Raw genomic sequence first — 23,703 nt, forward strand, 5'->3', positions numbered from 1 at the left:
CTCTGGTTATGCCGAGATACGACTACCGCTGCCGGGTCTGCGACGCCTCCTTTGAGGTGCGTCGCGGCATCCAAGAGGACGCGCCGGCCTCATCCGTGTCCTGCCCTGCCGGCCACTCGGAGACCTCCAGGGTCTTCTCCGCCGTGGCGGTCTCCCGCGGAGCCGCCGCGCCGATCGGGGCGCCCGCTCCCACCGGCGGCGGTGGGGGCTGCTGCGGCGGCGGCTGCGGCTGCCACTGACGGAGGCACGAGTACGCCGTCACGGACGGAGGCGCGGCATACCGTCGCCCCGTTCCTCGCGGCTGACTGTCCGCACTGCCGACGAGGCTGTGGGTGACCTCGTCTGGAGGGCCGAACGAGGGTCTGACCAGGGCCGGCCGCGCCGGGCGGCTTGCTGTTCTGGGCGGTAGTTGAGGTCCAGGGCGATGGCCGGGCCCCGGCCGGGCCCCGGCCGCGCGTGAGCGGGCGGCCCGCGGGGCGGGCCGTGGGTGGGGCTGGGATGGCTCAAGTGGGTGAGAAGGGTTGGTGTGGTGCGTGTTGCGGGGTGCGGTTGCCGGGCGTGCTTGATGAACGGACGCGTTGCCAAAGTGCCTGGTTTGTGTCCTGCATGTAACAACACCTCAACGGACCTACCCGTTCGGTCGCGGGAGGGCTAGGTTTCCGCCAACTCGGCGGGGTCATGCCAGGGGGCGCCGGAAGTCACCTTCGGCGCGCTGGTGGCGCACGTCGAGGCAATGAGACCGAAGCGGTTCCGATCACCATGACCGGTGCCCGCATCCTCCGCGGCCGTTGACAGCCCGCCGGAATCGTCTGGCGGATCGTCGTGGCTCGCGGTTCGGGGGCGTCACGCCGGCGGGGTCGTCCGGCACACGTAGGAGGAAGTTGATGGCAAGACGCAGGCTCCTGGGCGCGCTGGCGCTCGCGACGGCGGTATCGCTCACCGCCGCCGCCTGTGGCAGCGATGACGGAGACTCGAACGGTGGCTCAGGCAGCGGCAAGCCGAGCTACACCATCGGCTTCCAGGGCCCGCTGTCCGGCGACAACCAGCAGCTGGGCATCAACGGCGAGGACGGCTTCAAGCTCGCCATCGACGAGGCGAACAAGAAGGGCGACCTTCCGTTCGAGCTGAAGACCGTCAGCTCCGACGACGTCGGCAGCCCCGACCAGGCTCCGGCCGCGGCGCAGAAGCTCGTCGACAACAAGGACGTCATCGCGCTCGTCGGCCCGATGTTCTCCGGCGCCACGAAGGCCAGCGAGCAGTTCTTCACCGAGGCGAACCTGCTGTCGGTGAGCCCGTCGGCGACCAACCCGACGCTGACCTCGCTCGGCTTCAAGACGTTCTTCCGGGTCATCCCGTCCGACGACGTCCAGGGCCAGGCCGTCGCCAACTACATCTCCAAGGCGCTCAAGCCGACCAAGGTGTACTCGGTGGATGACGCCAGCGAGTACGGCACCGGCCTGTCCAAGGTCATCGAGGGGCAGCTGAAGGCGAACGGCACCACGTACGTTCACGACAGCGTGAACCCGACCAAGGACTACACGTCCGAGGCCACCAAGCTCGTCGCCGAGAAGCCGGAAGTGATCTACTACTCCGGCTACTACGCGGAGTTCGCGCTGTTCACCAAGGCGCTGAAGGACAAGGGCTACACCGGCAAGATCCTCTCCGGTGACGGCTCGCTCGACCCGCAGTTCGTCGCGCAGGCCGGTGCGGCCGCCGCCGAGGGCGCCCTGATCAGCTGCCCGTGCCTCTGGGCCCAGGCGGACCCGAACGCCGCTGGCTTCGTCAGCGCCTACAAGGCGCTCAACGGCCAGGACCCGGGCACCTACTCGGCCGAGGCGTACGACGCGGCCAACGCGATCATCGAGGTCCTCAAGAAGCTCGGCCCCGGCGCTGACCGTGCCGCCGTGTCCGAGGCCTTCAAGACCACCGACTACAAGGGCCTGACCAAGCAGATCAAGTTCACCGACAAGGGCGAGGTCAACGACCAGGCCGTCTTCATCTACACCGTGAAGAGCGGCGAGATCAGCCTGGTCGGCCCGGTGTCGAAGCTGGTCCCGACCAGCTGACCAATCGGTCGACCGGTGAGGACCCCCGCCGCGCGCCTCGCGCCCGCGGCGGGGGTCCTCACTCGGCAGGTTCGCGGCGGTCGGGCGGCGGGCGCATGCGTCCGCCGCCCGCTCCGATGTTCGCGGCAGGCCGGTGAGCAGCGCGGCCCTCCTGGTCTGGTGGGCCCGCCGCTGACCGGGCCCGTCGCGGCGGTCGGGCACCGTGACCGGCCATGGTGGCCCGCTGGTCCATCGAGGAGCGAGTGACCGCGTGGCGGCGGCCGGCTCCGGCCGCGAGCCCCGGATCCTGAGTAATGATGTTGCCTGCCTGGTGCGCGGCCATGTCCTGGTCAGGTACGCAGGTTGGAACGACCTTGCCTCGGGCTGTGCGGCCCTGGTCCGCCGCGCCGTGGCGGCAGATGATATTGACAAGGCGGATGCATGGGCTTCGTCCACCAGTTCTGGCAGCTGACCATCGACGGGCTGATGTCCGGCTCGCTGTACGCTGTGATCGCGCTTGGCTACACGCTGGTGTACGGCGTTCTGCAGCTGATCAACTTCGCGCACAGTGAAGTGTTCATGCTGGGCGCGTTCGGCGGCCTGTTCGCGGCCAGGGAGCTGGTCAACAACTTCAGCGATACCCCGTCCGGCATGGCGTCCGTGGGGATTGTCCTGGTGGGCCTCGCTGTCGGCGCGCTGTGCGGCGCCGCCGCCGCGTTCACCCTCGAGCGAGTCGCCTACCGGCCGCTGCGCAAGCGGAACGCGCCCCGGCTGGCCTACCTGATCAGCGCCATCGGCGCCTCGCTGTTCGCCGTGAACATGGCCGGCAAGCTGTGGGAGCGCCAGAACGTGACCATGGAGCTTCCGTTCACCAACGGCACCGTCTTCCACGTCTTCAGCGCTGAGGTCAACACCAAGACGCTGGTGATCATCCTGGTGGCGGCGGTGATGCTGGTCCTGCTCGACACGCTCGTCGCCCGTACCCGGCTCGGCCAGAGCATCCGCGCCGTCGCGCAGGACGCCGACACCGCGACCCTCATGGGCGTCAACGTCGAGCGGGTGATCCTGCTGACGTTCATCATCGGCGGGCTGCTCGCCGGCGCCGGCGGATTCCTGTATGCGATGACCTTCAGCGCCTCGAACAACATGGGCTTCATCCCCGGCGTCAAGGCGTTCACCGCCGCCGTGCTCGGCGGCATCGGCAACGTGCGCGGGGCCATGCTCGGCGGCATCGTGCTCGGCCTGGTCGAAAGCTACGGCGGCTACGTCTTCCAGGCCTCCTACAAGGACGTCATCGCCTTCCTGGTGCTGGTACTGATCCTTATGGTCAGGCCGACCGGCCTGTTGGGCGAGCGGCTGGGGAGGGCGGCATGAGCACGACCTCGGCGACTCCCGCCACCCCGTCGGTGGCGCCAACCCCGCCACCGTCACAACCGGGCGGCGCGGCGGCGCTCGGCCGCGCGGCCGCCGCGGCGCTGTTCAGCCTGGCGGGGCTGCGTCAGCTGGGCGTCTGCGTTCTGATCGGGCTCACCCTCGCCCTCATGACCGGCCCCAACGGCAAGGCGGCGGAACCACTGGGCGCCGTCCGGCACGCCATCCTCGCGCCGCGGATCGTCACCTACCTGATCATCGCCGCCGTGCTGTGGCTGCTCATCGCGCTCTGGCCGCTCGCTCGCCCTCTGTGGTCGATGGGCCAGGCGGCGGCCCGCGGGCCGGTGACGGCCGTGGCCCAGCAGCGCTTCGCCCCGCTCGGCCTGAACCTCGCGCTGCTGATCGTGGCGATCATCATGCCGATGTTCTTCTCGAACGCGGCGGTCACGTGGATGGTCGACGGCGTCGGGATCTACGCGCTGCTCGCGCTCGGCCTCAACGTCGTCATCGGCTACGCCGGCATGCTCGACCTGGGCTACATCGCCTTCTTCGCGATCGGCGCCTACACGACGGCGTACTTCACCTCCAAGACCGCGATCTCGGCTCACTTCCCGGTCTCGCTCAACCCGTTCTTCGTCTTCCCGATCGCGTTCGTCCTCGCGGCGGTCGCCGGCGTCCTCCTCGGCGCCCCGACGCTGCGGCTGCGCGGTGACTACCTGGCGATCGTCACGCTGGGCTTCGGCGAGATCATCCAGCTGATCGCGAACAACTCGCACTGGACCAACGGGCCGCGCGGCGCGTTCGGCGTCCCGCACCTGTCGATCCACCTCCTCGGGATCAACTACTCCTGGAAGCTCGATCCGAAGCCGTACTACTACCTGCTGCTGGCGATCATCGTGTTGGTGATGATCGCCTTTGGCCGGCTGGAACGGTCGCGGATCGGCCGGGCCTGGGCGGCCATCCGGGAGGACGAGATCGCGGCCGAGGCGACGGGTGTGCCGACGCTGCGGCTGAAACTGCTGGCGTTCGCGATCGGCGCGTCGGTGTCCGGCTTCGCCGGTGTGCTGTTCGCGAGCAAGCAGTTCTTCAACCCGCAGATCTTCAGCCTGCAGGCGTCGTTCCTCGTGGTCACGATCGTGATCTTCGGCGGGATGGGCAACCGGCTGGGCGTCGTCGTCGGTTCGGTCGTCCTGCAGGGGCTCGCCTTCTACCTGCGTGACAAGGTGCCGGCGACGGACCGGTTCATCTACTTCGGCGCGGTGGTGATCGTCATGATGATCTTCCGTCCGCAGGGCATCGTCCCCTCGCGGCGCCGCAAGCGTGAGATCAGCCTCGCCGAGCACGGGGTCGGTCATGCCGACTCGCTGGGCAGCGCGCCGACCTCGGAGAGCGGGGCCCGATGAGCAAGCACCGCGCGGCGGGCCCCGGGCGTGCCGTTCTTGTTCCCGGTGGCCCCGGCGGCGAGAGCCCGGCCGGGGATCCCGGCGCCGACCTGGTGGTCGACGCGCGCGACCTGACGCTGCGCTTCGGTGGCGTGACCAGCCTCGACGGGGTGACGCTGCGGCATCATCGCGGCGAGATCCTCGCCGTCATCGGCCCGAACGGCGCCGGTAAGACGTCGCTGTTCAACTGCCTGACCGGTGCCTACAAGCCGCAGCAGGGCTCGGTGGCGTTCTCGCCGGAACCGGGCAGGTCGCACTCCATCGTCGGGAAGACGCCGCACTCGATCACCAAGCTCGGCGTCGCGCGGACGTTCCAGAACATCCGCCTGTTCCCCGCGCTGTCCGCGCTGGAGAACGTCCAGATCGGCGTCGAGATGCGCCAGCGCTACGGCTCGATCGGCGCGATCCTCGGAACGCCCCGGATGCGGCGCGAGGAGCGTTCCGGGGTCGAGAAGTCGATCGAGCTGCTCGAGCTGGTCGGGCTGCGCCACCGGGTTCACGAGCTTTCCGCGTCGTTGCCGTACGGTGAGCAGCGCCGGCTGGAGATCGCCCGCGCGCTCGGCACCGGCCCGAAGCTGCTGCTGCTCGACGAGCCCGCGGCCGGCACCAACCCGTCGGAGAAGCTGGAGCTCGCGGAACTGATCCGCACGATCGCCGGTACGGGTGTCTCGGTGCTGCTGATCGAGCACGACATGCGCCTGGTCATGTCGGTCGCGGCGAACGTCACTGTGCTGAACTTCGGGCGGGTCATCGCGCACGGCACGCCGGCGGAGGTCCAGCGTGACCCGGCCGTGGTGGAGGCGTACCTCGGCACCCAGGACGACGACTCCGTCGGCGAGAGTGACGCGCCCGCGGGAGATCTCGTTGGCAATGGCGGTACCGGAAGGGACCAGCACTGATGCTGTTGGAGCTCGCCGACGTCGAGGTCGCGTACGGCGCCGTCACGGCGCTGCGCGGAATCCGGCTGACGGTCGACGCCGGGGAGATCGTCACTCTGCTCGGGGCGAACGGCGCCGGCAAGACGACGACGCTGCGCACGATCTCCGGCCTGCTGCGGCCGCGGGCCGGGCAGGTGCTGCTCGACGGGGAGCCGCTCTCGAAGATCCCCGCCCACCAGCTGGTCCGGCGCGGGGTCGCGCACTCGCCGGAGGGCCGTCGGATCTTCCCGGCGATGTCCGTGCGCGAGAACCTGCTCATGGGCGCGTTCCACGACCGCAAGCACGTCGCGCGGGACCTTGAGCATGTCTTCGGGCTGTTCCCCCGGCTCCAGGAGCGGGTCTCCCAGGCCGGCGGCACGCTGTCGGGCGGTGAACAGCAGATGCTCGCGATCGGCCGGGCGTTGATGAGCCGGCCACGGCTGTTGCTGCTCGACGAGCCGTCGATGGGTCTCGCTCCGCTGGTGGTGCGGACCATCTTCGACGTGATCGCGCAGATCAACGCCGAGGGTGTCGCGGTGCTGCTGGTCGAGCAGAACGCGGCCCAGGCGTTGAAGATCGCCAACCGTGGCTACGTGCTGGAAACCGGTCAGGTCGTGCTCGACGGCCCGTCGGGCGACCTGCTCGCCGACGACCGGGTCCGCCAGGCGTACCTGGGCGAGGATGTGGCCGTGCCCGAACATGACCTTCCCCACCAGTTGGCTAAGTAGCGGCGTAGCGTCCATCGGCACGTCCGGCACCTCCGTGGCTGGCAGCCAATGGGCGGGGACCCCGCGGCCGGGCTGGCGCAGAAAGAAAATGTCGGCGCTGTCGGGAACTCGACGGCCGGGCGGGCCGCCAGGACCGGCGGCGGGGTTCCTCCCAGATGGGCGACGAGGTCGGCGATCTGGGAGGTCGGCGGTCCTGGTGGTGCCCGGAGAAGGCCGCGGCGAGGGTGACGCCTGGGAGGGCCGGAGCCCTTTCCCGCGTCAGGACCGTGACCAGGGGTGTTCCATGGGACGGCAGCCACCCAGCTCGGCGGGCAGCTTGAGGGTGGCGAGGTCGGGGGCTCGGTGGTCGCGGGAGTGGAATCCGGCGACCCAGGGATGACTTTGGTCGATGTCGTCGGTGGGCGTCCAGTCTCTGCCGTCGCGGGAGTCGGCGCCGAAGCGCCAGACCCCGGCCACGAGCAGCAGGACCGCCAGGGCGGTGAGGGTTGCGATGACCATGTGAAGAGAGTGCGTCCACTCGGTTATCGCGGTCCATCTAATTTTTGTGGCCGAGACCGTTAAGCTGCTCTACATGATCGATGTTCGACGGCTCCGGCTGCTCCGCGAGCTCGACAACCGGGGGACGGTGGCGGCGACCGCCGCGGCGCTGCACCTGACCCCGTCCGCCATCAGCCAGCAGCTCGCGGCGCTCTCGCGCGAGGCCGGTGTCCCGCTGCTGGATCCCGTCGGCCGGCGGGTACGGCTCACCCCGGCCGCCAAGGTGCTCCTGCGGCACGCCGACGAGATCTTCGCCCAGCTGGAGCGGGCCGAGGCGGACCTCGCCGCGTTCGACGAGGGCCGGCTCGGCGAGGTGACCATCGCCGCGTTCGCGACGGCGATCACCGGGATCGTCGCGCCCGCGCTCCAGGAGCTGCGGATAACCCATCCCGGCCTGCAGATCACCATCGTCGACGTCGGACCGCCGGACTGCTACGACATGCTGATCAGCGGCGAGCTGGACATGGCGTTCGACTTCGTGTCGACCAGGCCGGACGACGGCCGCTTCGAGATGGTCAAGATGGTCGATGACCTGTTCGACGTCGCGCTGCCCTGGGATCATCCGCTCGCCGGGCTCGACCAGGTGCGCCTGGCCCAGCTCGCCGACGACGACTTCATCGCGAGCCGGCCCGGGACGGCCTGCCTGGAGATCATGCAGGCCGCGTGCGCGGCGGCCGGGTTCGCGCCGCGGCTCCGGCATCGTACGGACGAGTTCATCGCGGTCCTCGGCCTGATCGGGGCAGGCTGCGGGATCGGGCTGATCCCGCGGCTCGCCGGCCTCGCCTCGACGGACCAGGTCGTGCTGCGGCCGCTGGTCGACGCGCCGGCGCGCCGGCTTTCGGTGTCGCTGCGGCGCGGCTCCGCGAGCGCGCCCCATCTCGCGGCCGTGCTGTGCGCGCTGACGACCGCCGCGAATTCCGCCCTGACCGTGCCGCCGGTAGTGCCCGTGCGTGGCGTCCAGCCGGCGCCCGTCCTGGCGGCGGTGGCGGCCAAGGCTGGTTGATCAGCGGCCTACGGCGACTCGCCGACTACAAGACGTAGTCGATCGCCTGGCCGTCATCATTCGGGTACCTGGCGTGCGCACGCGTGTGACCAGGTCAGCCGGGCCGCCGTGGGCCGCCGCCAAACGTCTTCCCGCGGCCCACTGGCGGGCGCCGTCACCCCGCGCGACCATCGCCGGCCAACGGAAGGCTGACGGATGGTCAGCGCACGCGGTGTTCGCGTCGATGCTGGCCCGCGCGGGCCCAAGTCCTGGTACACCAGCGCTGTAGCACAGACGAATATTCGGATCAAGAAGCAGGGACAGTAATGCATCCGACAGTGGAGCGTTTTCAGGGGCGCCTGCGGGAGCTGGGCGCCACCGGTGAGGCCAAGGAGCTGCCGAACAGTTCACACACCGCCGCCGAGGCCGCGGAGGCGCTCGACGTGTCCGTCGCCCAGATCGTGAAGAGCCTGGTCTTCCTGGCCGACAAAAAGCCGATCATGGTGCTGGCGTCGGGTGACAACCAGGTCGACACGGAGAAGATCGCCCAGCTGCTCGGCGAGCCGGTGGGGCGCGCCGGCGCGAAGACCGTCCGCGAGGCCACCGGCTACGCGATCGGTGGGGTGCCGCCGGTCGCTCACGCCACCGAGATGCGCATTCTCGTCGACCGTGACCTGCTCGCCCACGCCGAACTGTGGGCCGCCGCCGGAACCCCCAACGCCGTCTTCCCGACCAATCCGGACGAGCTCATCGCCATCACCCGCGGCGAATGGGCCGACATCCGCCACGAGTTCTGACGCCGGCGGCTTGGTCGAGGGCTATCCGACGCGACCGTCCTGGCGGCGCCTTGGCCGCGCGGCGGGTTTCGCCTGCCGCGCGGAGGACCATTCTTCATTATATCTTCGTCGTATCCGTCGGGCGGCGTTACACCGACATGCCGCTGTCGGGGAACATCTGAGAACGGCGAGCGTGTCATGTGGCTGTACCGAGCGTCGAAAGCATGGCGCACGCTCGAGATCTGCTCGGCGCCGCTTCTGATCGGCGTACTGGTGACGCTCGTGGTCGTGGCGCTGACCACCGGTCTGCCCGGTCACTCGGGGCGTCCCGGGGGGCCTCAGGGCTGACAGGCCCGCCTGGATTGCCGTCGCTGAGAGGGACCCAGACAGGCAGGTAGGCAGGTGCGGCGAGGGCGGCGTCGAGCCCCGGTAGTCGGTGCCGCGGCCCGCCGGGTGGGCGGTGTCCGTCGCCGGACAATGCGGGATCGCATTCGTTTGATCACGATAGGCTGCCGAGGGCCGTTGATCTCCCACCCTTTCTCAAGGTCGGTGAGTGGGCAATGCGAGTAAGCCGGGAAAAGCGCTCGATGACCGGAAGGGCCGGCGACCGGTCGGCGCGTGCCTCGGCGTCGGCCCATGGCGAGGGCTGGTCCCCGTCCGGCTGGACACGCGGGCCGAGCTACACACTCCGGCTGGAACTCGAGCTCGCCGATGCCATCGCCCCCTGGCAGGCTGACGACTGGGCCACCGACGACTGGTCCGGGTGACAGTGGTCCGGGTGACAGCGCGCCTGGCGACACGGCGCACACTGACCCGGCGACCCGGCCCGGCTACAGGGCGCGCGGCTCGGTCCTGGCCTACGGCTGGACCGGGCCGGGTCCTGGCCTACGGCTGGACCGGGCCGAGGACCCGGTCCAGGTAGTCGTTGGTCAGAACGCCCCTGGGGTCCGCGGCGGCCCGGACGGCGAGGAACTCGTCGAACTTCGGATAGCGGGGACGTAGCGTCTCGGCATCCTGGGTGTGCAGCTTCCCCCAGTGCGGCCGGCCACCCACACTCATCATGATCTTTTCGACGAGCGCGAAGTACTCCTCGTGCGGCGTACGGTGGTCGACATGGACCGCGACATATCCGGTCTCGCGCCCCTGCGCCGTCGACAGCCAGATCTCGTCGGCCGCCGCGACTCTGACCTCCATCGGGAATGAAATGTTCAGGCCAGATGTCTCCAACGCGCTCGTCAGCTCACGGACGACACCGACCAGCTCCGCTCTCGGAACGGCGTACTCCATCTCCTTGAACCGCACTCGCCGCTCCGAGGTGAACACCTTGTATGACACGTCCGTAAAGGTGCGGGAGCCGAGCGCGCGGGAGCTGACCTTCGCCGCGGGCTGAATCGTGCGCGGCAGGCGGCGGCCGGTGGCGACGACCATGCCGAACACCCGGTTGGACAGGAACTCGTCGTCGAACCAGCCACGCAGCCGGGGCAGCGGATCGAGCCCGTCGGACAGCGGCGCGCGGGTGTTGCGTTTGGTCAGTGTCCGGTCGGTGTGCGGGAACCAGTAGAACTCGGCGTGGTCGGCGCCGCCGAGGAACTCGTCGAAGCCGTCGAGCAGGTCGTCCAGGCGTGCCGAGCCCTCCTCGGCGCGCAGCGCGAACAGCGGCACCGCCTGCAGCGTCACCGACGTCACCACGCCGACCGCACCCAGGCCCACACGCGCGGCGGTGAACAGGTCGGCGTGTTCGTGCGCCGAGCAGAGCACGATCGTGCCGTCGCCGCGCACCAGCTCGAACGCGCGCACCTGGGTGGCCAGGCCTCCGAACCTGGCGCCCGTGCCGTGCGTGCCGGTCGCGAGCGCACCGGAGATCGTCTGCTGATCGATGTCGCCCAGGTTGGTCAACGCCAGCCCCGCCTCGGCGAGCAGCCGATTGAGACGGCGCAACGTCATCCCGGCGCCGACCGTCACCAGCCCGCTGCCCGCGTCCAGCGCGAGCAGGTCGGCGCAGCGGTCCATGACCAGCTGGATGGTCCGCTCGTCCGGCCGCCCGACCGGCGTGAACGAATGCCCGCTGCCGATCGGGCGCACCCTGGTGCCGTCGTCGAGCGCCTTGCGCACCAGCGCGGCGACCTCGTCGGCATCCGTCGGGTGCGCCACCGCGATCGGTGTCGCCACCTGGTTACCCGCCCAGTTCGACCACGACGCCGACGCGTCGGACCGCGTATGCCGCCAGCCGGCGGAAGAGCCCACGGACCACCTCCGAATGTCCGCCCCCAGCTTCCCCGTACCCCGCGCGCGGCGCGACGCGGGGGTGGGTGCGCGCGATCAGTTGCCCGCCCTTGGGCGGATGTGGGGTGATCCGGCTCCCGTCGGGCGGGTATGGCGAACGTGCCCGACAGCGGACACGATAGGGATGTGGTAGCGCTGGAGAACCTGGTGGGGATCTTTACGCGGCCGGCCGTCCCGGCGCGAGCCGGCCAGGCGGAGCCGCCGCCACAGCCGCCACAGCCCGACTGGGACCGGCTCGCGGCGGCGACCGCCGCGCTCGACCCGCCGTTCGCCGTCGTCGACCTACCGGCGCTGCGGGCGAACGCGGCCGACCTGGTCCGGCGGGCGGCCGGCAAGCCGATCCGGGTGGCCAGCAAGTCGGTACGGTCGCGGGCGGTGCTGCGCGCTGTGCTGGCGACCGACGGATTCGCCGGCATCCTCGCGTACACCCTCCCCGAGGCGATCTGGCTCGCCGAGGAGTTCCACGACGTCGTCGTCGGCTACCCGACGGCCGACCGGGCCGCGCTGCGCACGCTCGCCGATCACCCACTCGCGGCGAGCCGGGTGACGCTGATGATCGACTCCGTGGAACAGCTCGACCTGATCGACGCGGTCCTCGGCGCGGCCCGTCCGCCGCTGCGGGTCTGCATAGACCTGGACGCCTCGCTACGGCTGGCGGCCGGCCGGGTGCACCTCGGTGTGCGCCGCTCGCCGGTGCACACCGCTGAGCAGGCGGGCGAGCTCGCCAAGGCCATCGCCACCCGGCCGGGTTTCGCGCTCGTCGGCCTGATGGGGTACGAGGCGCAGATCGCCGGCATGGGCGACGCACCGCCCCCGCCCCTGCCGCCGGCCGAGCCCGCCGACGGCTCCGGCTCCGGCTCGGCGCCCCGCCTCGAGCCCGCGCGGCGGGCGGCGGCGTCGGCGCGGGCCGAGGTGGTCCGGCGGATGCAGGCACGTTCGATGGCCGAGCTCGCCGCGCGGCGGGCGGCGGCCGTGGCGGCCGTGCGGGAAGTCGCGCCCGGGTTGGAGTTCGTCAACGGCGGCGGCACCGGAAGCGTGCACCTGACGACTGCCGAGGCGGCCGTCACCGAGATCGCCGCCGGCTCCGGCCTGTACGGGCCGACGCTGTTCGACATCTACCAGGCGTTCACGCCCGCCCCGGCGGCGTTTTTCGCGCTGCCGGTGGTGCGCCGCCCGGCGCCCGGCATCGTCACCGTCGCCGGCGGTGGCTGGATCGCCTCCGGCCCGGCCGGTCCGGACCGCGTGCCCCGCCCGGTCCACCCGGCCGGCCTGCGGATGATCGGGACGGAGGGGGCGGGCGAGGTGCAGACCCCGCTGCGCGGCCCGGCCGCCGACACCCTGCGGATCGGCGACCGGGTCTGGTTCCGCCACGCCAAGGCGGGCGAGCTGTGCGAGCACGTCAACGCGCTGCATCTCGTCGACGCCGACGGCTCCATCCAGGCCGTTCCGACCTACCGCGGCGAAGGCCGCGCCTTCTGAGCCGCGCCTTCTGACTCGTGCGCTCTGACCGCCGCGTGCGCTCTGACCGCGCGTTCTGAGATGCGCGTACGGCGGCCCGGGCGCACGCTCGCGTCCTCATGGATGAGGGACGAGGCCGGATCGGACAGTGCTCCCGTGCGGGCTCGTGGGGTTGCGGTGCGGTGGTGGCGGGGCGGTCGCGAGAATGGGGCATGCTCAGTCACGACGATGTTGACGAGATCATGACCAGGGCGGCGCGGGACGGGCGGCATGGGGCCGCGGCGGCGCGGTTCGAGGAACTGGCCGGCCAGCCGGAGCGCCACGGCGAGGAGGTCAACCGTGCGGCGCTGCTCGTCGAGGCAGGCAGCCAGCACGGGCTCGCCGGCGAGTGGGACGCGGCGATCCGGTGCTACCAGGAAGCCATCGCCGACGGCGGCTGCCAGGGGATCGATCCCCGGGTCTGGCTGCACGACGCGTTTCTGCGCGCCGGCCGGCAGGATGACGCCGCGGCTCTGCTGCGCGAGCTGAAGGCCAGCCGCAGTAAGGACCCGGATCTCTACTCCGCGGTCGCCGAGTCGCTGGAGGCGGGCGGGATGCTCGCCGACGCGCACACCTGGTTCACCATGGGCTACCACCGCTGCGAGAACGCCGACGTCCCCGAGTTCATGATCGATCTTCTGCTCGTCGGCCGCCGCCGCGTCCGCGTCGAGCTCGGCCACCCGATGGACGACCTCGACGAGCTGGCCGACGACTACCTCGCCGCCGTCGGCGAGTAGCCCGGGCAGACCGCTTCGTCGAGGTCACAGCTGGTAGCCATGCCCACACGGCTGAGTCGGACGCTGGCCGGCGAACGTGAGCGGCCGGGGTAATGCCCTGGCCCGTCCTGGAGCCCGTCCTGGAGCCCGTCACAGGCCCGGCGCCCTCCACGCGCGAAGTGCGTCAGATGACCATGCCTATAGGCTTGCTCATCCAACACACACAGACAGCGGTGCCCCGAAGTGTGTCAGCTCAGCCTGCCTATAGGCAGGCTGAGCTGACACAGAACCGTGGTCGGGGTCAGGTGGCCGGGTCGGGGGCCAAGACGGGACGCAGGGCGTCGAGGACCGCCGGGTCTTCGATGGTCGACGGGATGGCCGGTGAGCGGCCGTCGGCGATCTCGCGCATGGTGCGGCGCAGGATCTTGCCCGAGCGGGTCTTCGGCAGCGCGGCGACGACGTCGACCCGCTTGAAGGACGCGACCGGGCCGATCTCGGCGCGTACCCGGGCAACGAGTTCGCCCGCGAGGACCGCCGGGTCGATGTCCATGCCGCTCTTCACGACCACCAGCCCGCGCGGGACCTGGCCCTTGAACGAGTCGGCGACCCCGACGACCGCGCACTCGGCGACCGCCGGGTGTGCCGCGAGCACCGCCTCCAGCTGCCCGGTCGAGAGCCGGTGCCCGGCGACGTTGATGACGTCGTCCGTGCGGCCGAGGACGTACAGGTAGCCGTCCTCGTCGACATAGCCGCCGTCGCCGGTCAGGTAGTAGCCGTCGAACGTCGACAGGTACGACGAGACGTAGCGGTCGTCGTCGCCCCACAGCGTCGGCAGGGTGCCCGGCGGCAGCGGCAGCCGGATGGCGATCGCGCCCTCGGTGTGGGCCGGGAGCTCCACGCCGGCCGCGGGAGTCGGGCCCGGATCGGCGGGGGCCTGGGCCGGGTCGAGGACGCGGACGTCGTAGCCCGGCATCGGGACCGACGGCGAGCCGGCCTTCACCGGGAGCCGCTCGAGGCCCAGCGGGTTCGCGGCGATCGGCCAGCCGGTTTCGGTCTGCCACCAGTTGTCGACGACCGGCACGCCGAGCATGCTCGTCGCCCACTCGTAGGTGGCCGGGTCGAGCCGCTCGCCGGCCAGGTAGAGCGCCCGCAGCGACGCGCCCACGTCGTACTTGGCGAGGTGCGTGCCGGCCGAGTCCTCCTTCTTGATCGCCCGGATCGCCGTCGGGGCGGTGAAGACGACCTTCGCCCCGTGCTCGGCGACCACTCGCCAGAACGCGCCGGCGTCCGGTGTGCCGACCGGCTTGCCCTCGTAGAGGACGGACGTCGCGCCGACGAGCAGCGGGCCGTAGACGGTGTACGAGTGGCCGACCGCCCAGCCGATGTCGGAGGCGGTGAACATGGTCTCGCCGGGGCCGACGTCGTAGACGTTGGCCATGGACCAGGTCATCGCGACGGCGTGCCCGCCGTTGTCGCGGACGATCCCCTTCGGGCGGCCGGTCGTTCCGGACGTGTAGAGGATGTACAGCGGGTCGGTGGCGGCGACGGTGACTGGGTCCGCCGGGGCGGCACCGGGGACGACGTCCGCCCAGTCGTGGTCGCGGCCGGCGACCAGGTCGCACCGCTGCTGCTCCCGCTGGACGATCACGCACCGCGCCGGCGGGTGGGCTGCGAGGCGCAGCGCCTCGTCGAGCATCGGCTTGTAGGGGACCAGCCGGGTCGGCTCGATGCCGCAGGAGGCACTGACGACGAGGGTCGGGCGCGCGTCGTCGATCCGGGCGGCGAGCTCGGAGGGGGCGAAGCCGCCGAAGACGACCGAGTGGACCGCGCCGAGCCGGGCGCAGGCCAGCATCGTGATGACCGCCTCGGGGATCATCGGCAGGTAGACGATGACCCGGTCGCCGCGGCCGACGCCGAGCGCGGCGAAGGCGCCGGCGGCGCGCGCGACCTCATCACGCAGCTCGCGGTAGGTGTAGCGGCGCAGGGCGCCGGTCACGGGCGAGTCGTAGACGACGGCCACCGCGTCGCCCCGGCCGTTCGCCACGTGCCGGTCCACCGCGTTGAAGCAGGTGTTCAGCTCGGCGTCGGGGAACCAGCGGTAGAACGGCGGCCGGCTGGCGTCGAGGATCTGTTCCGGCGGGCGGGCCCAGTCGATCGCGCGTGCGGCCTCGGCCCAGAACTCCTCGGGCCGGGCGATGCTCTGCTCGTAGATCCGCTGGTAGTCGCCCATCCCGCGCTCCTCCTTGAGTCCGCACCGCCCGTCGTGCGGTAGCCGCGGCTCACCCACCCGTCCCGGTACCGGGCGGCGATCCGTGGCGCCCGTCACGTTCGCATGACCGGACCTTCCGGCGCATCGTCCGGATCGCGACAGCTGTATTTCTGGTTCGCTCCGTGCGGGCACGGCACTCCGGCCCCTTACTCGCTTCGCTCCCAAGGGACCTCCGCGCCGCGGGGTTCCTGCCGGATCGACGGAGCTTGCGGAGTCGATCTGGGAGGTCCGCCTCCTCCGCTCACGGGCGCTCCGGCGACCTCGCTGCGGCCCGGCCCACTTCGCTTCGCTCGTGGGCCGGGCCTCCGCGAGGCGCGCCTCCGCGCCCGCACGGTCACCCGCCGCTGCACGTCACCCATTCACGTCTACGGCGTTCGCGGGCTCCGAGCGGTCGTGGGGTGTCAGACCGGCTCGGGTAGGGCGTCCTCCTCGGACCGGGGCGGCGGGACGGTCGCGCGCTCCGCGCCCGCGCCGGTCAGCGACCGGACCTCCATCTCGGCGTACTTCGCCTCGTCGACCCGTTCACGGCTGGTGACTGTGCCGAGCCAGCCGAGGAAGAACGCGAGCGGGATCGAGACGATCCCCGGGTTGTCCAGCGGGAACCAGTGGAAGTCCACCGACGAGTCCTTGATCATGGATGCGTTGGCGGCCTTTCCGGAGACCACCGGGGAGAAGACGATCAGCACGATGGCGGAGATCAGGCCGCCGTAGATGCTCCAGAGCGCGCCGCGGGTGTTGAAGCGCTTCCAGAACAGCGAGTAGAGGATCGTCGGCAGGTTCGCCGACGCGGCGACCGCGAACGCCAGCGCCACCAGGAAGGCGACGTTCTGGTCCTTCGCGAGAATGCCGCCGACGATCGCCACCAGGCCGATGACGACCGCCGTGATCCGGGCCACCCGCACCTCCTGCTCGGGCGCGGCCGCGCCCTTCTTCACGACGCTGTTGTAGACGTCGTGCGCGAACGACGCGCTCGCCGTGATGGTGAGGCCGGCGACGACGGCGAGGATCGTCGCGAACGCGACCGCGGCGATGATGCCGAGCAGCAGCGTCCCGCCGAGCTCGAAGGCCAGCAGGGGCGCCGCCGAGTTCACCTTCCCTGGCGCCGCGTTGATCTTGTCCGCGCCGACCAGGTACATCGCGCCGTAGCCGAGCACCAGCGTGAACAGGTAGAAGACCCCGATGATCCCGATCGCCCAGGCGACGCTGCGGCGGGCCTGGATCGCGCTCGGCACGGTGTAGAACCGCATCAGGACGTGCGGCAGCCCGGCCGTGCCGAGCACCAGCGCCATCGCGAGCGAGATGAAGTCGATCTTCGTCGTGGTGGTGAGGCCGTACTTGACGCCGGGGTTGAGCACGGCGTCCTTCTTGGGGCTGGCCGCGGCCGCGTCGCCGAGGACAGACGACAGGTTGAAGCCGGCCTTGCCGAGCACCCAGAAGGTCATCAGCGCGGCGCCGAGCACCAGCAGGACGGCCTTGATGATCTGAACCCAGGTGGTGCCCTTCATTCCGCCGACGAGCACGTAGACGATCATCAGGACGCCGACGATGGCGATCGTCAGGTCCTGCCAGGCCGTGCCCTTGACCCCGAGCAGCAGGTTCACCAGTCCGCCGGCGCCGGTCATCTGGGCGAGCAGGTAGAACAGGCTGACGGTGAGCGTCGAGATGGCGGCGGCGGTGCGTACCGGGCCCTGGCGCAGCCGGAAGCTCAGCACGTCCGCCATCGTGTAGCGGCCGGTGTTGCGCAGCAGCTCGGCGACCAGCAGCAGCGCCACCAGCCAGGCGACGAGGAACCCGATCGAGTAGAGGAACCCGTCGTAGCCCTGCAGGGCGATGGCGCCGGCGATGCCGAGGAAGGACGCCGCCGAGAGGTAGTCACCGGAGATCGCGATGCCGTTCTGCCGGCCGGAGAACGCGCGCCCGCCCGCGTAGAAGTCGGTGGCGGTGCGGTTGGCCCGCGAGAATCGGATGACGATCGCGAGGGTGACGACGACGAACAGGGCGAAGATCGAGATGTTGACGGCCGGCCTGCCGACCGTGTCAGCCGCAAGGTTCACCGTGCCTCACCCCCGGCCTGCGTGCCCTCGAGCTGCGTGCCCTCAAATCGAGCGCGCAGCGCGGACGCCGCCGGGTCCAGCCGGCGGTCGGCCCAGCGGACATAGACCGCCGTGATCACGAACGTCGACAGGAACTGGCCGAGCCCGAACAGCAGGCCGACGTTGATGTTCCCGCCCACCTTGTGCGACATGAAGCTGGACGCGAAGGCGGCCAGCAGCACGTAGAGGAAGTACCAGGCCAGGAAGAGCGCGGTCATCGGGAACACGAACCGCCGGAAGCCGCGGCGCAGCTCGCCGAACTCGGGACTGCGCTGAAGGTCGAGATAGCTCTCCGGCCCGCTGGCGGACGCGCCAGGGGCGGCCTCGCCGGGGGATGACTGGATGGTGCTCACGCGGCTGCCTCCACTCCGCTGGAGGCCACCGGCCACGTCTCCGCCTCGCGGTCACGCGGCCCCTGGCCCGGTGTGGCCCGGACGTTGGGGGTACGCCGGGCAATCGGTGTGACGGGCGTCACCGTAGGGCTACGTGCGGACGTGGTGGAGCCCGCCGCGCGGACCTTGCTGTCGGCGGCGCGAACCCGGCGCCCGGCGGGCCGGCGCGGCGCGACGAGCGGTCGGCCGGCCGGGCCGGGCGACGAGCGGTCGATTCCGCGCGACGAGCGGCGCCCCGACGAGCGGCCCTCCAGGGCCGGCCGGCCTTCACGGGTGACGGGCGGCGTCCGACTGGTCGTGCTGGACGGCCGGACTCGACAGGCCGAAGGCCGGCGTGCTGTCGGGCGGCGCGGCGCGGGCGGCGCGGACCGCCTCGGGGACGTGCAGGCGGGTCAGCACCCGCCCGACGCCCGCGGGCACGGTGGCGGGCGTGCGCAGCGAGACCAGCAGCATCACCGCGAACGACAGCGGCACCGTCCACGCGGCCGGCTGGGCCAGCAGCGCGCCCGCGAGCCCCGCGGGCGCCCAGCCGAGCATGGTCACCATCGCCGCGGAGGTCGCTGTCAGCCCGCCGATCCCGAGGCCGCACAGCGCCCCGGCCACACTCAGCCGGCGCCACCAGATGCCCAGCACCAGCAGCGGGCAGAACGTGGAGGCGGCGACCGCGAACGCGAGGCCGACCGTGTCGGCGAGGCCGACCCGGGTCGCCAGCAGCGTGCCCGCCGCCGGCACGGCGACGGCGAGCACCGCGCCGGCCCGGAAGCCGGCGACGCCGGTGCGGGTGCGGCGGCGCAGCAGGTCCTGGCTCAGTACCCCGGCGACCGAGACCGTCAGTCCGCTGGAGGTCGAGAGGAATGCCGCGAACGCGCCGCCCATCACCAGCGCGGCCAGCGCCTCGCCCGCGGCCCCTGGCAGCACCCGCGCCGGCAGCGCGAGTACCACTGTGTCGGTGCGCCCCGTCAGCAGCAGGTCCGGGGCGTAGACCCGGCCGAGTGCCGCGTACACCGGCGGGAACAGGTAGAACGCGCCGAGCAGCCCGATGACGGCCGCGGCCGTGCGGCGGGCACCGCCGCCGTCGGGGTTCGTGTAGAAGCGGACGATCACGTGCGGCAGGCCCATCGTGCCGAGCAGCAGCGCGACCAGCAACGAGTACGTCCGGTAGAGGGCGTGGTCGCGGCGGGCGGCACCGGCCGGTACGGCGCCGGTGCCGCCGCGGCTGAGGATCGCCTCGGCCCGCGGCACCGGCGTCCCGGCCGGCAGGGTCACCGTGCTGCCAGCCGAGAGCACCGCCGTCCCCGCCGTCCCCAGCCGGACCGTCTCCCCGGCCTGGGCAGGCAGCCGCCCCGCGCCTCCGGAGGCGCGCACGGTGGCGTCTGCCTCGGCAGAGGTGCCGGCGGGGCCGGAGCCGTCCCGCACCCCGTCCGGGGCGAGCCGGACGGGGCCCGCGACCGGATGTCCGTTGAGGACGCCGTACATCGTGAACGTCGTGGGGGTGTCGACGCGAACCCGGACCGTGTCGACGAGGCGGACGGTGACCGGCCGGACCGTCACCGGGTGGCCGTCGGCGGGCGCCGCCGGGGCACCGTCGCGCCACCACACCGCCAGCAGGAAGAACACCGGGACCGCGATCGCGGTGAGCTTCAGCCAGTACTGGAACGCCTGCACGATGGTGATCGAGCGCATCCCGCCGGCCAGCACGTTGAGCACGACGACCCCGGCGACGATCACGGCGCCCAGCCAGGCCGGGGCGCCGGTGGCGGCGCGCAGCGCGAGGCCGGCGCCCTGGAACTGTGGGAGCAGGTAGAGCCAGCCGATCCCGACGACCAGCACCGAGGCGACCCGGCGCAGCCTCGCCGAACCCATCCGGATCTCCGCGAAGTCCGGCAGCGTGAACGCGCCGGAACGGCGCAGCGGGGCCGCGACCAGCACCAGCAGCACCACGTAGCCGGCGGTGTAGCCGATCGGGTACCAGAGCATGTCGGCGCCGGCCGCGAGCACGAGCCCGGCCACGCCGAGGAAGCTCGCCGCCGACAGGTACTCGCCGCCGATCGCCGACGCGTTCCAGCGCGGGCTGACCACACGGCTGGCCACGTAGAAGTCGCTCGTCGTCCGGGACAGCCGCAGGCCGAGCGCGCCGACGGCGAGGGTGGCGACGCAGACCATGGCGACGGCGAGCGCCGCCGGCCAGGCGGGCGCCGTCACGGCCGCCCGCCGCCGGCCGCGCCGCCGCCTGCCTCCCCGCCCCCGGGCACCTTGTTACGCCCGGGTACCTCCTCGCCGACATGCTCTTCCTGGCCCGTGTGCTCTTCCTGGCTCGTGTGGCCTTCCTCGCCCGCGCGGCCTTCCTGGCCCGCGCGTGCCTCTCGGAGGAGCCTGAGCAGACGGGCTGTTCGCCGCCGGCGCGGCGAGCGGCGGACGCGCGCCAGCGGCGGCGGCCGGTCGCCGCCGACCGGCCGCCCGGACAGCAGGTCGATGAAGTCGCTCTCGGTGCGCTCGGCGCCGCGCACGTAGGCCCTGGCGACGAGGACGAGCGCCGGGTAGACGACGACGCCGAGGACCAGCCACGGCAGGCCCACTCCGAGCCTCGGGACGTGCGTCCCGGCGAGGTCGGGCACGAACGCGAACAGCGCGGGCAGCAGGCCCAGCCCCACCCCGAGCGCCACGAGGACGCCGATCGCGAGCCGCCGCTGGTCGCGCAGCAGGCCACGCAGGTAGATGTCACCGAGGACCGTCTGCTCGTCGAGGTCCCGGCTGGCCGCGCCGCGCGTCGCCCGCACCGCCACTCTGGATCTGCCAGCGGACCAGCCCGAGCGCCGACCTCCCCGATCGCCGACCTCCCAGATCGGCTTCGCCGATCCGGCAGGAACCCTGCCGCCGATCGGCCAGGAACCCTGTCGCCGATCCGGCACGGCCCCCGGGCCTCGCCGATCCGCCGGGGACCCCGGCGCGGAGGCGGTCCGCGGACTGGTCACCCGCACCCGACGCGGCGGCGCTGCCGCCGACTTCGGGGCCGGCAGGTCAGGTGAGGCGTCCGGGGGCACGGGTGAGGCTCGCCGCTCGGACCAGCCGGTCGCGCAGCGCGCGGGTGTGCCGGCGGCTGACGGGCAGCACCCGGTCGCCGAGCCGGACGGTGCAGTGGCCGTCATCCATCCGCAGCTCGTCCACGTGGGCTAGCGCGACCAGGGTGCTGCGGTGGATCCGGACGAAGCCCGCCGCCGCCCAGCGTTCCTCCAGCGTGGAAAGCGACACCCGGACGAGGTGGCCGCCGGTGGCCGTGTGCAGCCGGACGTAGTCGCCCTGGGCGACGGCGTAGCGCACCTCGGACCGGTGGACGAACCGGGTGACGCCGCCGAGCTCGACCGGGAACGTCTCGTCCTCGGCGGCCGTCGTCCCGCCGTCCGCTCGCCCACCGGCCGGGCCGGCCGCCACGGCCGGTGCCTCGATCGACGGGCCGACAGAAGCGGCTGCGCGGGCGATGCCGGGCCGGGCGGGCGTCATGGCGGCGAGCGTTCCGGGCGTCTGGCGGGCGGCGCGGATCGTCTCGACGACCCGGCGCACGGCCTCGGCCAGCCGGTCGGGGCGCACGGGCTTGAGCAGGTAGTCGGTCGCGCGCAGGTCGAACGCGTCGACGGCGTGCCCCTCGTGCGCGGTGACGAAGACAACCTGCGGCGGAGCGGCGAACCGGCCCAGCACGCGGGCGAGGTCCAGGCCGTCGAGCCCGGGCATCCGGACATCGCAGAACACCGCGTCGAACGCCTCGGCGTCCAGTGCCCGCAGCGCCTCGGCGCCGTCGTCGACGGTGCGCACCAGCCGGACCCGTGGGTCGGCGGTCAGCAGCCAGTCGAGCTCATCACGGGCCGGCGCCTCGTCGTCCACCACCAGCACCGCGAGCGCACCCGGCCCCGGAGCCGGCGGCGACGCGGCCGATGGCCCGGCGGCCGATAAGGCGGCGGCCGGGTCCGGCGGCGCCGGCCGGGCGGAAGCGACACCCGCACCCATGATCGCGAATAGTAGCCGCCAGGGCGCCCGGTAGCCATAGCCGGATCCGCCTCGCGGCCGCGGCTAGGGGACCTGGACTCCGGGCGCGAACTTGGGGACGCGGAAGCTGACCTTGGTGCCGGCGCCGAGGGCCGTCTCGACGACCAGGCCGCATTCGTCGCCGAAGACCGAGCGCAGCCGGGCGTCGACGTTGCCGAGGCCCACCGAGTCGCCCACGTGCGCTCCGGCGAGTACGCGGCGCACGACCTCCGGGTCGCTGCCCGCGCCGTCGTCCTCGACCCAGATGTGCGCGGCCGCGCCGTCGTCCGTCGCGCCGAGGGAGACGTGCCCGACCCCGGGACGCCCCTCGATGCCGTGCCGGACGGCGTTCTCCACCAGCGGCTGCACCGCCAGGAACGGGATGACGACCGGCAGCACCTCGGGCGCGACCAGGATCTGCACGGCCAGCCGGTCACCGAACCGGGCCTTCTCCAGCGCCAGGTAGCGCTCGACGTTGCGCAGCTCGTCGGCGAGCGTCGTGAACTCGCCGCTGCGCCGGAACGCGTAGCGGGTGAAGTCGGCGAACTCGAGCAGCAGCTCGCGCGCCCGCTCCGGGTCGGTGCGGACGAACGACGCGATCGCGGCCAGCGAGTTGTAGATGAAGTGCGGGCTGATCTGCGCCCGCAGCGCGCGCAGCTCCGCCTCGACCGCCCTGGTGCGGGACGCCTCCAGCTCGGCGAGCTCGACCTGGGTGGAGACCCAGCGGGCGAGTTCCTCGACCGCCCGCGCGAGCCCCGCGCCGACCGCCGGCGCGTAGGCGAGCAGCGCCCCGACCACCTCGTCGCCGCTGGTGATCGGCGCGACCACGGCCGCTCCGATCGGGCACTCGGGATCGTCGCAGTGCCCGCTCCCACGGGCCGCGCCGGCCGGCCCGCTCTCGCCGGCGTCCGCGCCGTCCGCGGCGGCCTGGATGTGGCCCGCGGTGAGGACGGCGACGCGGCCGGCGGTGAGTGCCGGCGCGGCATGACGGACGGCGTCCGCGCGGTGGCGCGACTCGCCCGGGCCGTCCCAGGCCAGCGTCCTGGCCGAGTCCGTGATCGCGACGGCCGATGTGCCAAGCAGCGCGCGCAGGTGGCGGACGGCGCGCGCGGCGCCGGCCGGGCCGAGCCCCTCCCGCAGGTGCGGCGCGGCGAGCGACGCCGTATGCAGGGTGGCGAACGTGGCCCGCTCGGCGGTGGTCCCGAGCCCCGCGGGGGTGCGGACCGTCCGCAGCAGGAACAGGACGCCGAGCGCCGCCCCGCCGCCGACCACGGCCCCGATCGCCAGCCAGACCAGCTGAACATCGCCGATCTCCACGTCGGCACGGTAGCCCGCCAGACCCGGCGAGGCGATCCAGAACGGATGACCGGCCCAGAACCGCGTTTTTGGGGCGCGCGGCTGAGAACATTCGGGACATGGCTTCCGGGGAAGTGGAGGGCGAGGCGGCCGGGTCGGAGGCGCGGCCGGGTCTGGAGGACGAGCCGGAGGCGCGGACGGATCCGGCGGACGGGCGTGGGGCGCGGCCGGGTCTGGAGGATGGGTCTGGGGCGCGGACGGATCCGGCGGACGGGCGTGGGGCGCGGCCGGGTCTGGAGGATGGGTCCGGGGCGCGGCCGGGTCCGGCGGATGGGTCCGGGG

General features: G+C 72.3%; 20 protein-coding genes. 11 read left to right on the top strand and 9 right to left on the bottom strand.

Annotation, left to right across the window (positions count from 1 at the left end; translation table 11 throughout):
- The first annotated feature begins 8 nt into the window (after positions 1 to 8).
- The 6 genes from BCD48_RS48260 to BCD48_RS43500 all read left to right on the top strand — a co-directional run bounded on the left by BCD48_RS48260 (position 9) and on the right by BCD48_RS43500 (position 6,503).
- Positions 9 to 239 carry an FmdB family zinc ribbon protein gene (locus BCD48_RS48260; protein WP_083420109.1) on the top strand — a complete coding sequence of 77 codons (231 nt, stop codon included), beginning with the start codon at positions 9 to 11 and terminating at the stop codon, positions 237 to 239.
- Positions 240 to 884: 645 nt separating this feature from the next.
- Positions 885 to 2,066, top strand: a complete 1,182-nt coding sequence (locus tag BCD48_RS43480; RefSeq protein ID WP_071054475.1) for a branched-chain amino acid ABC transporter substrate-binding protein — start codon at positions 885 to 887, stop codon at positions 2,064 to 2,066.
- A 420-nt stretch (positions 2,067 to 2,486) separates the two neighbouring features.
- Positions 2,487 to 3,419 carry a branched-chain amino acid ABC transporter permease gene (locus tag BCD48_RS43485; protein ID WP_071054477.1) on the top strand — a complete coding sequence of 311 codons (933 nt, stop codon included), beginning with the start codon at positions 2,487 to 2,489 and terminating at the stop codon, positions 3,417 to 3,419.
- A complete protein-coding gene (locus BCD48_RS43490) occupies positions 3,416 to 4,819 on the top strand; it encodes a branched-chain amino acid ABC transporter permease (protein ID WP_071054479.1) in 1,404 nt (467 codons plus the stop codon). The genes BCD48_RS43485 and BCD48_RS43490 overlap by 4 nt, the downstream gene beginning before the upstream one ends.
- Positions 4,816 to 5,757, top strand: a complete 942-nt coding sequence (locus BCD48_RS43495) for an ABC transporter ATP-binding protein (RefSeq protein ID WP_071054481.1) — start codon at positions 4,816 to 4,818, stop codon at positions 5,755 to 5,757. The genes BCD48_RS43490 and BCD48_RS43495 overlap by 4 nt, the downstream gene beginning before the upstream one ends.
- Positions 5,757 to 6,503 (top strand): ABC transporter ATP-binding protein, encoded by a 747-nt coding sequence (locus BCD48_RS43500; RefSeq protein WP_071054483.1) that lies wholly within the window; start codon positions 5,757 to 5,759, stop codon positions 6,501 to 6,503. Before BCD48_RS43495 ends, BCD48_RS43500 begins: the two co-directional genes overlap by 1 nt.
- Before the next feature lie 258 nt (positions 6,504 to 6,761).
- Here the strand turns inward: BCD48_RS43500 and BCD48_RS43505 are convergent, their stop codons facing one another.
- Complete coding sequence (locus BCD48_RS43505) at positions 6,762 to 7,001, bottom strand: hypothetical protein (protein ID WP_071054485.1); 240 nt, start codon at positions 6,999 to 7,001, stop codon at positions 6,762 to 6,764.
- A gap of 73 nt (positions 7,002 to 7,074) precedes the next feature.
- Here BCD48_RS43505 and BCD48_RS43510 point away from each other — a divergent pair, with 73 nt between their 5' ends.
- From BCD48_RS43510 to BCD48_RS43520, 3 genes are all read left to right on the top strand, one after another.
- On the top strand, positions 7,075 to 8,043 hold the full coding sequence (locus BCD48_RS43510; RefSeq protein ID WP_071054515.1) for a LysR family transcriptional regulator: 969 nt from the start codon (positions 7,075 to 7,077) through the stop codon (positions 8,041 to 8,043).
- A gap of 305 nt (positions 8,044 to 8,348) precedes the next feature.
- A complete protein-coding gene (locus BCD48_RS43515) occupies positions 8,349 to 8,819 on the top strand; it encodes a YbaK/EbsC family protein (RefSeq protein ID WP_071054487.1) in 471 nt (156 codons plus the stop codon).
- Between the two features lie 566 nt (positions 8,820 to 9,385).
- On the top strand, positions 9,386 to 9,565 hold the full coding sequence (locus BCD48_RS43520; protein ID WP_131804239.1) for a hypothetical protein: 180 nt from the start codon (positions 9,386 to 9,388) through the stop codon (positions 9,563 to 9,565).
- A 118-nt stretch (positions 9,566 to 9,683) separates the two neighbouring features.
- Here the strand turns inward: BCD48_RS43520 and BCD48_RS43525 are convergent, their stop codons facing one another.
- Entirely contained in the window at positions 9,684 to 11,042 is a 1,359-nt protein-coding gene (locus tag BCD48_RS43525; RefSeq protein ID WP_071054491.1) for a D-arabinono-1,4-lactone oxidase, read from the bottom strand.
- Between the two features lie 165 nt (positions 11,043 to 11,207).
- Here BCD48_RS43525 and BCD48_RS43530 point away from each other — a divergent pair, with 165 nt between their 5' ends.
- Together BCD48_RS43530 and BCD48_RS43535 are read left to right on the top strand one after the other, a co-directional pair.
- On the top strand, positions 11,208 to 12,560 hold the full coding sequence (locus BCD48_RS43530) for an amino acid deaminase/aldolase (RefSeq protein ID WP_071054493.1): 1,353 nt from the start codon (positions 11,208 to 11,210) through the stop codon (positions 12,558 to 12,560).
- 191 nt (positions 12,561 to 12,751) lie between these two features.
- The gene (locus tag BCD48_RS43535; RefSeq protein ID WP_071054495.1) at positions 12,752 to 13,315 is read left to right on the top strand and encodes a hypothetical protein; all 564 of its coding nucleotides are present in this window, start codon (positions 12,752 to 12,754) and stop codon (positions 13,313 to 13,315) included.
- Positions 13,316 to 13,595: 280 nt separating this feature from the next.
- Here BCD48_RS43535 and BCD48_RS43540 read toward each other — a convergent pair whose 3' ends face one another.
- The 7 genes from BCD48_RS43540 to BCD48_RS43570 form a co-directional block, all read right to left on the bottom strand.
- A complete protein-coding gene (locus BCD48_RS43540) occupies positions 13,596 to 15,524 on the bottom strand; it encodes an AMP-binding protein (protein ID WP_071054497.1) in 1,929 nt (642 codons plus the stop codon).
- A 440-nt stretch (positions 15,525 to 15,964) separates the two neighbouring features.
- A complete protein-coding gene (locus BCD48_RS43545; RefSeq protein ID WP_071054499.1) occupies positions 15,965 to 17,617 on the bottom strand; it encodes a monocarboxylic acid transporter in 1,653 nt (550 codons plus the stop codon).
- Positions 17,614 to 18,009 (bottom strand): DUF485 domain-containing protein, encoded by a 396-nt coding sequence (locus BCD48_RS43550; RefSeq protein ID WP_083420112.1) that lies wholly within the window; start codon positions 18,007 to 18,009, stop codon positions 17,614 to 17,616. The genes BCD48_RS43545 and BCD48_RS43550 overlap by 4 nt, the downstream gene beginning before the upstream one ends.
- Positions 18,010 to 18,315: 306 nt before the next feature.
- The gene (locus BCD48_RS43555; protein ID WP_071054501.1) at positions 18,316 to 20,250 is read right to left on the bottom strand and encodes a sodium/solute symporter; all 1,935 of its coding nucleotides are present in this window, start codon (positions 20,248 to 20,250) and stop codon (positions 18,316 to 18,318) included.
- Entirely contained in the window at positions 20,247 to 20,825 is a 579-nt protein-coding gene (locus BCD48_RS52815; protein ID WP_198543642.1) for a DUF485 domain-containing protein, read from the bottom strand. The genes BCD48_RS43555 and BCD48_RS52815 overlap by 4 nt, the downstream gene beginning before the upstream one ends.
- Before the next feature lie 241 nt (positions 20,826 to 21,066).
- Entirely contained in the window at positions 21,067 to 22,047 is a 981-nt protein-coding gene (locus tag BCD48_RS43565; protein WP_241842444.1) for a LytR/AlgR family response regulator transcription factor, read from the bottom strand.
- Positions 22,048 to 22,110: 63 nt separating this feature from the next.
- Positions 22,111 to 23,382, bottom strand: a complete 1,272-nt coding sequence (locus BCD48_RS43570) for a sensor histidine kinase (RefSeq protein ID WP_198543643.1) — start codon at positions 23,380 to 23,382, stop codon at positions 22,111 to 22,113.
- Positions 23,383 to 23,703: the final 321 nt, after the last annotated feature.

This window comes from Pseudofrankia coriaricola (assembly GCF_001854805.1).
Lineage (GTDB): Bacteria > Actinomycetota > Actinomycetes > Frankiales > Frankiaceae > Pseudofrankia.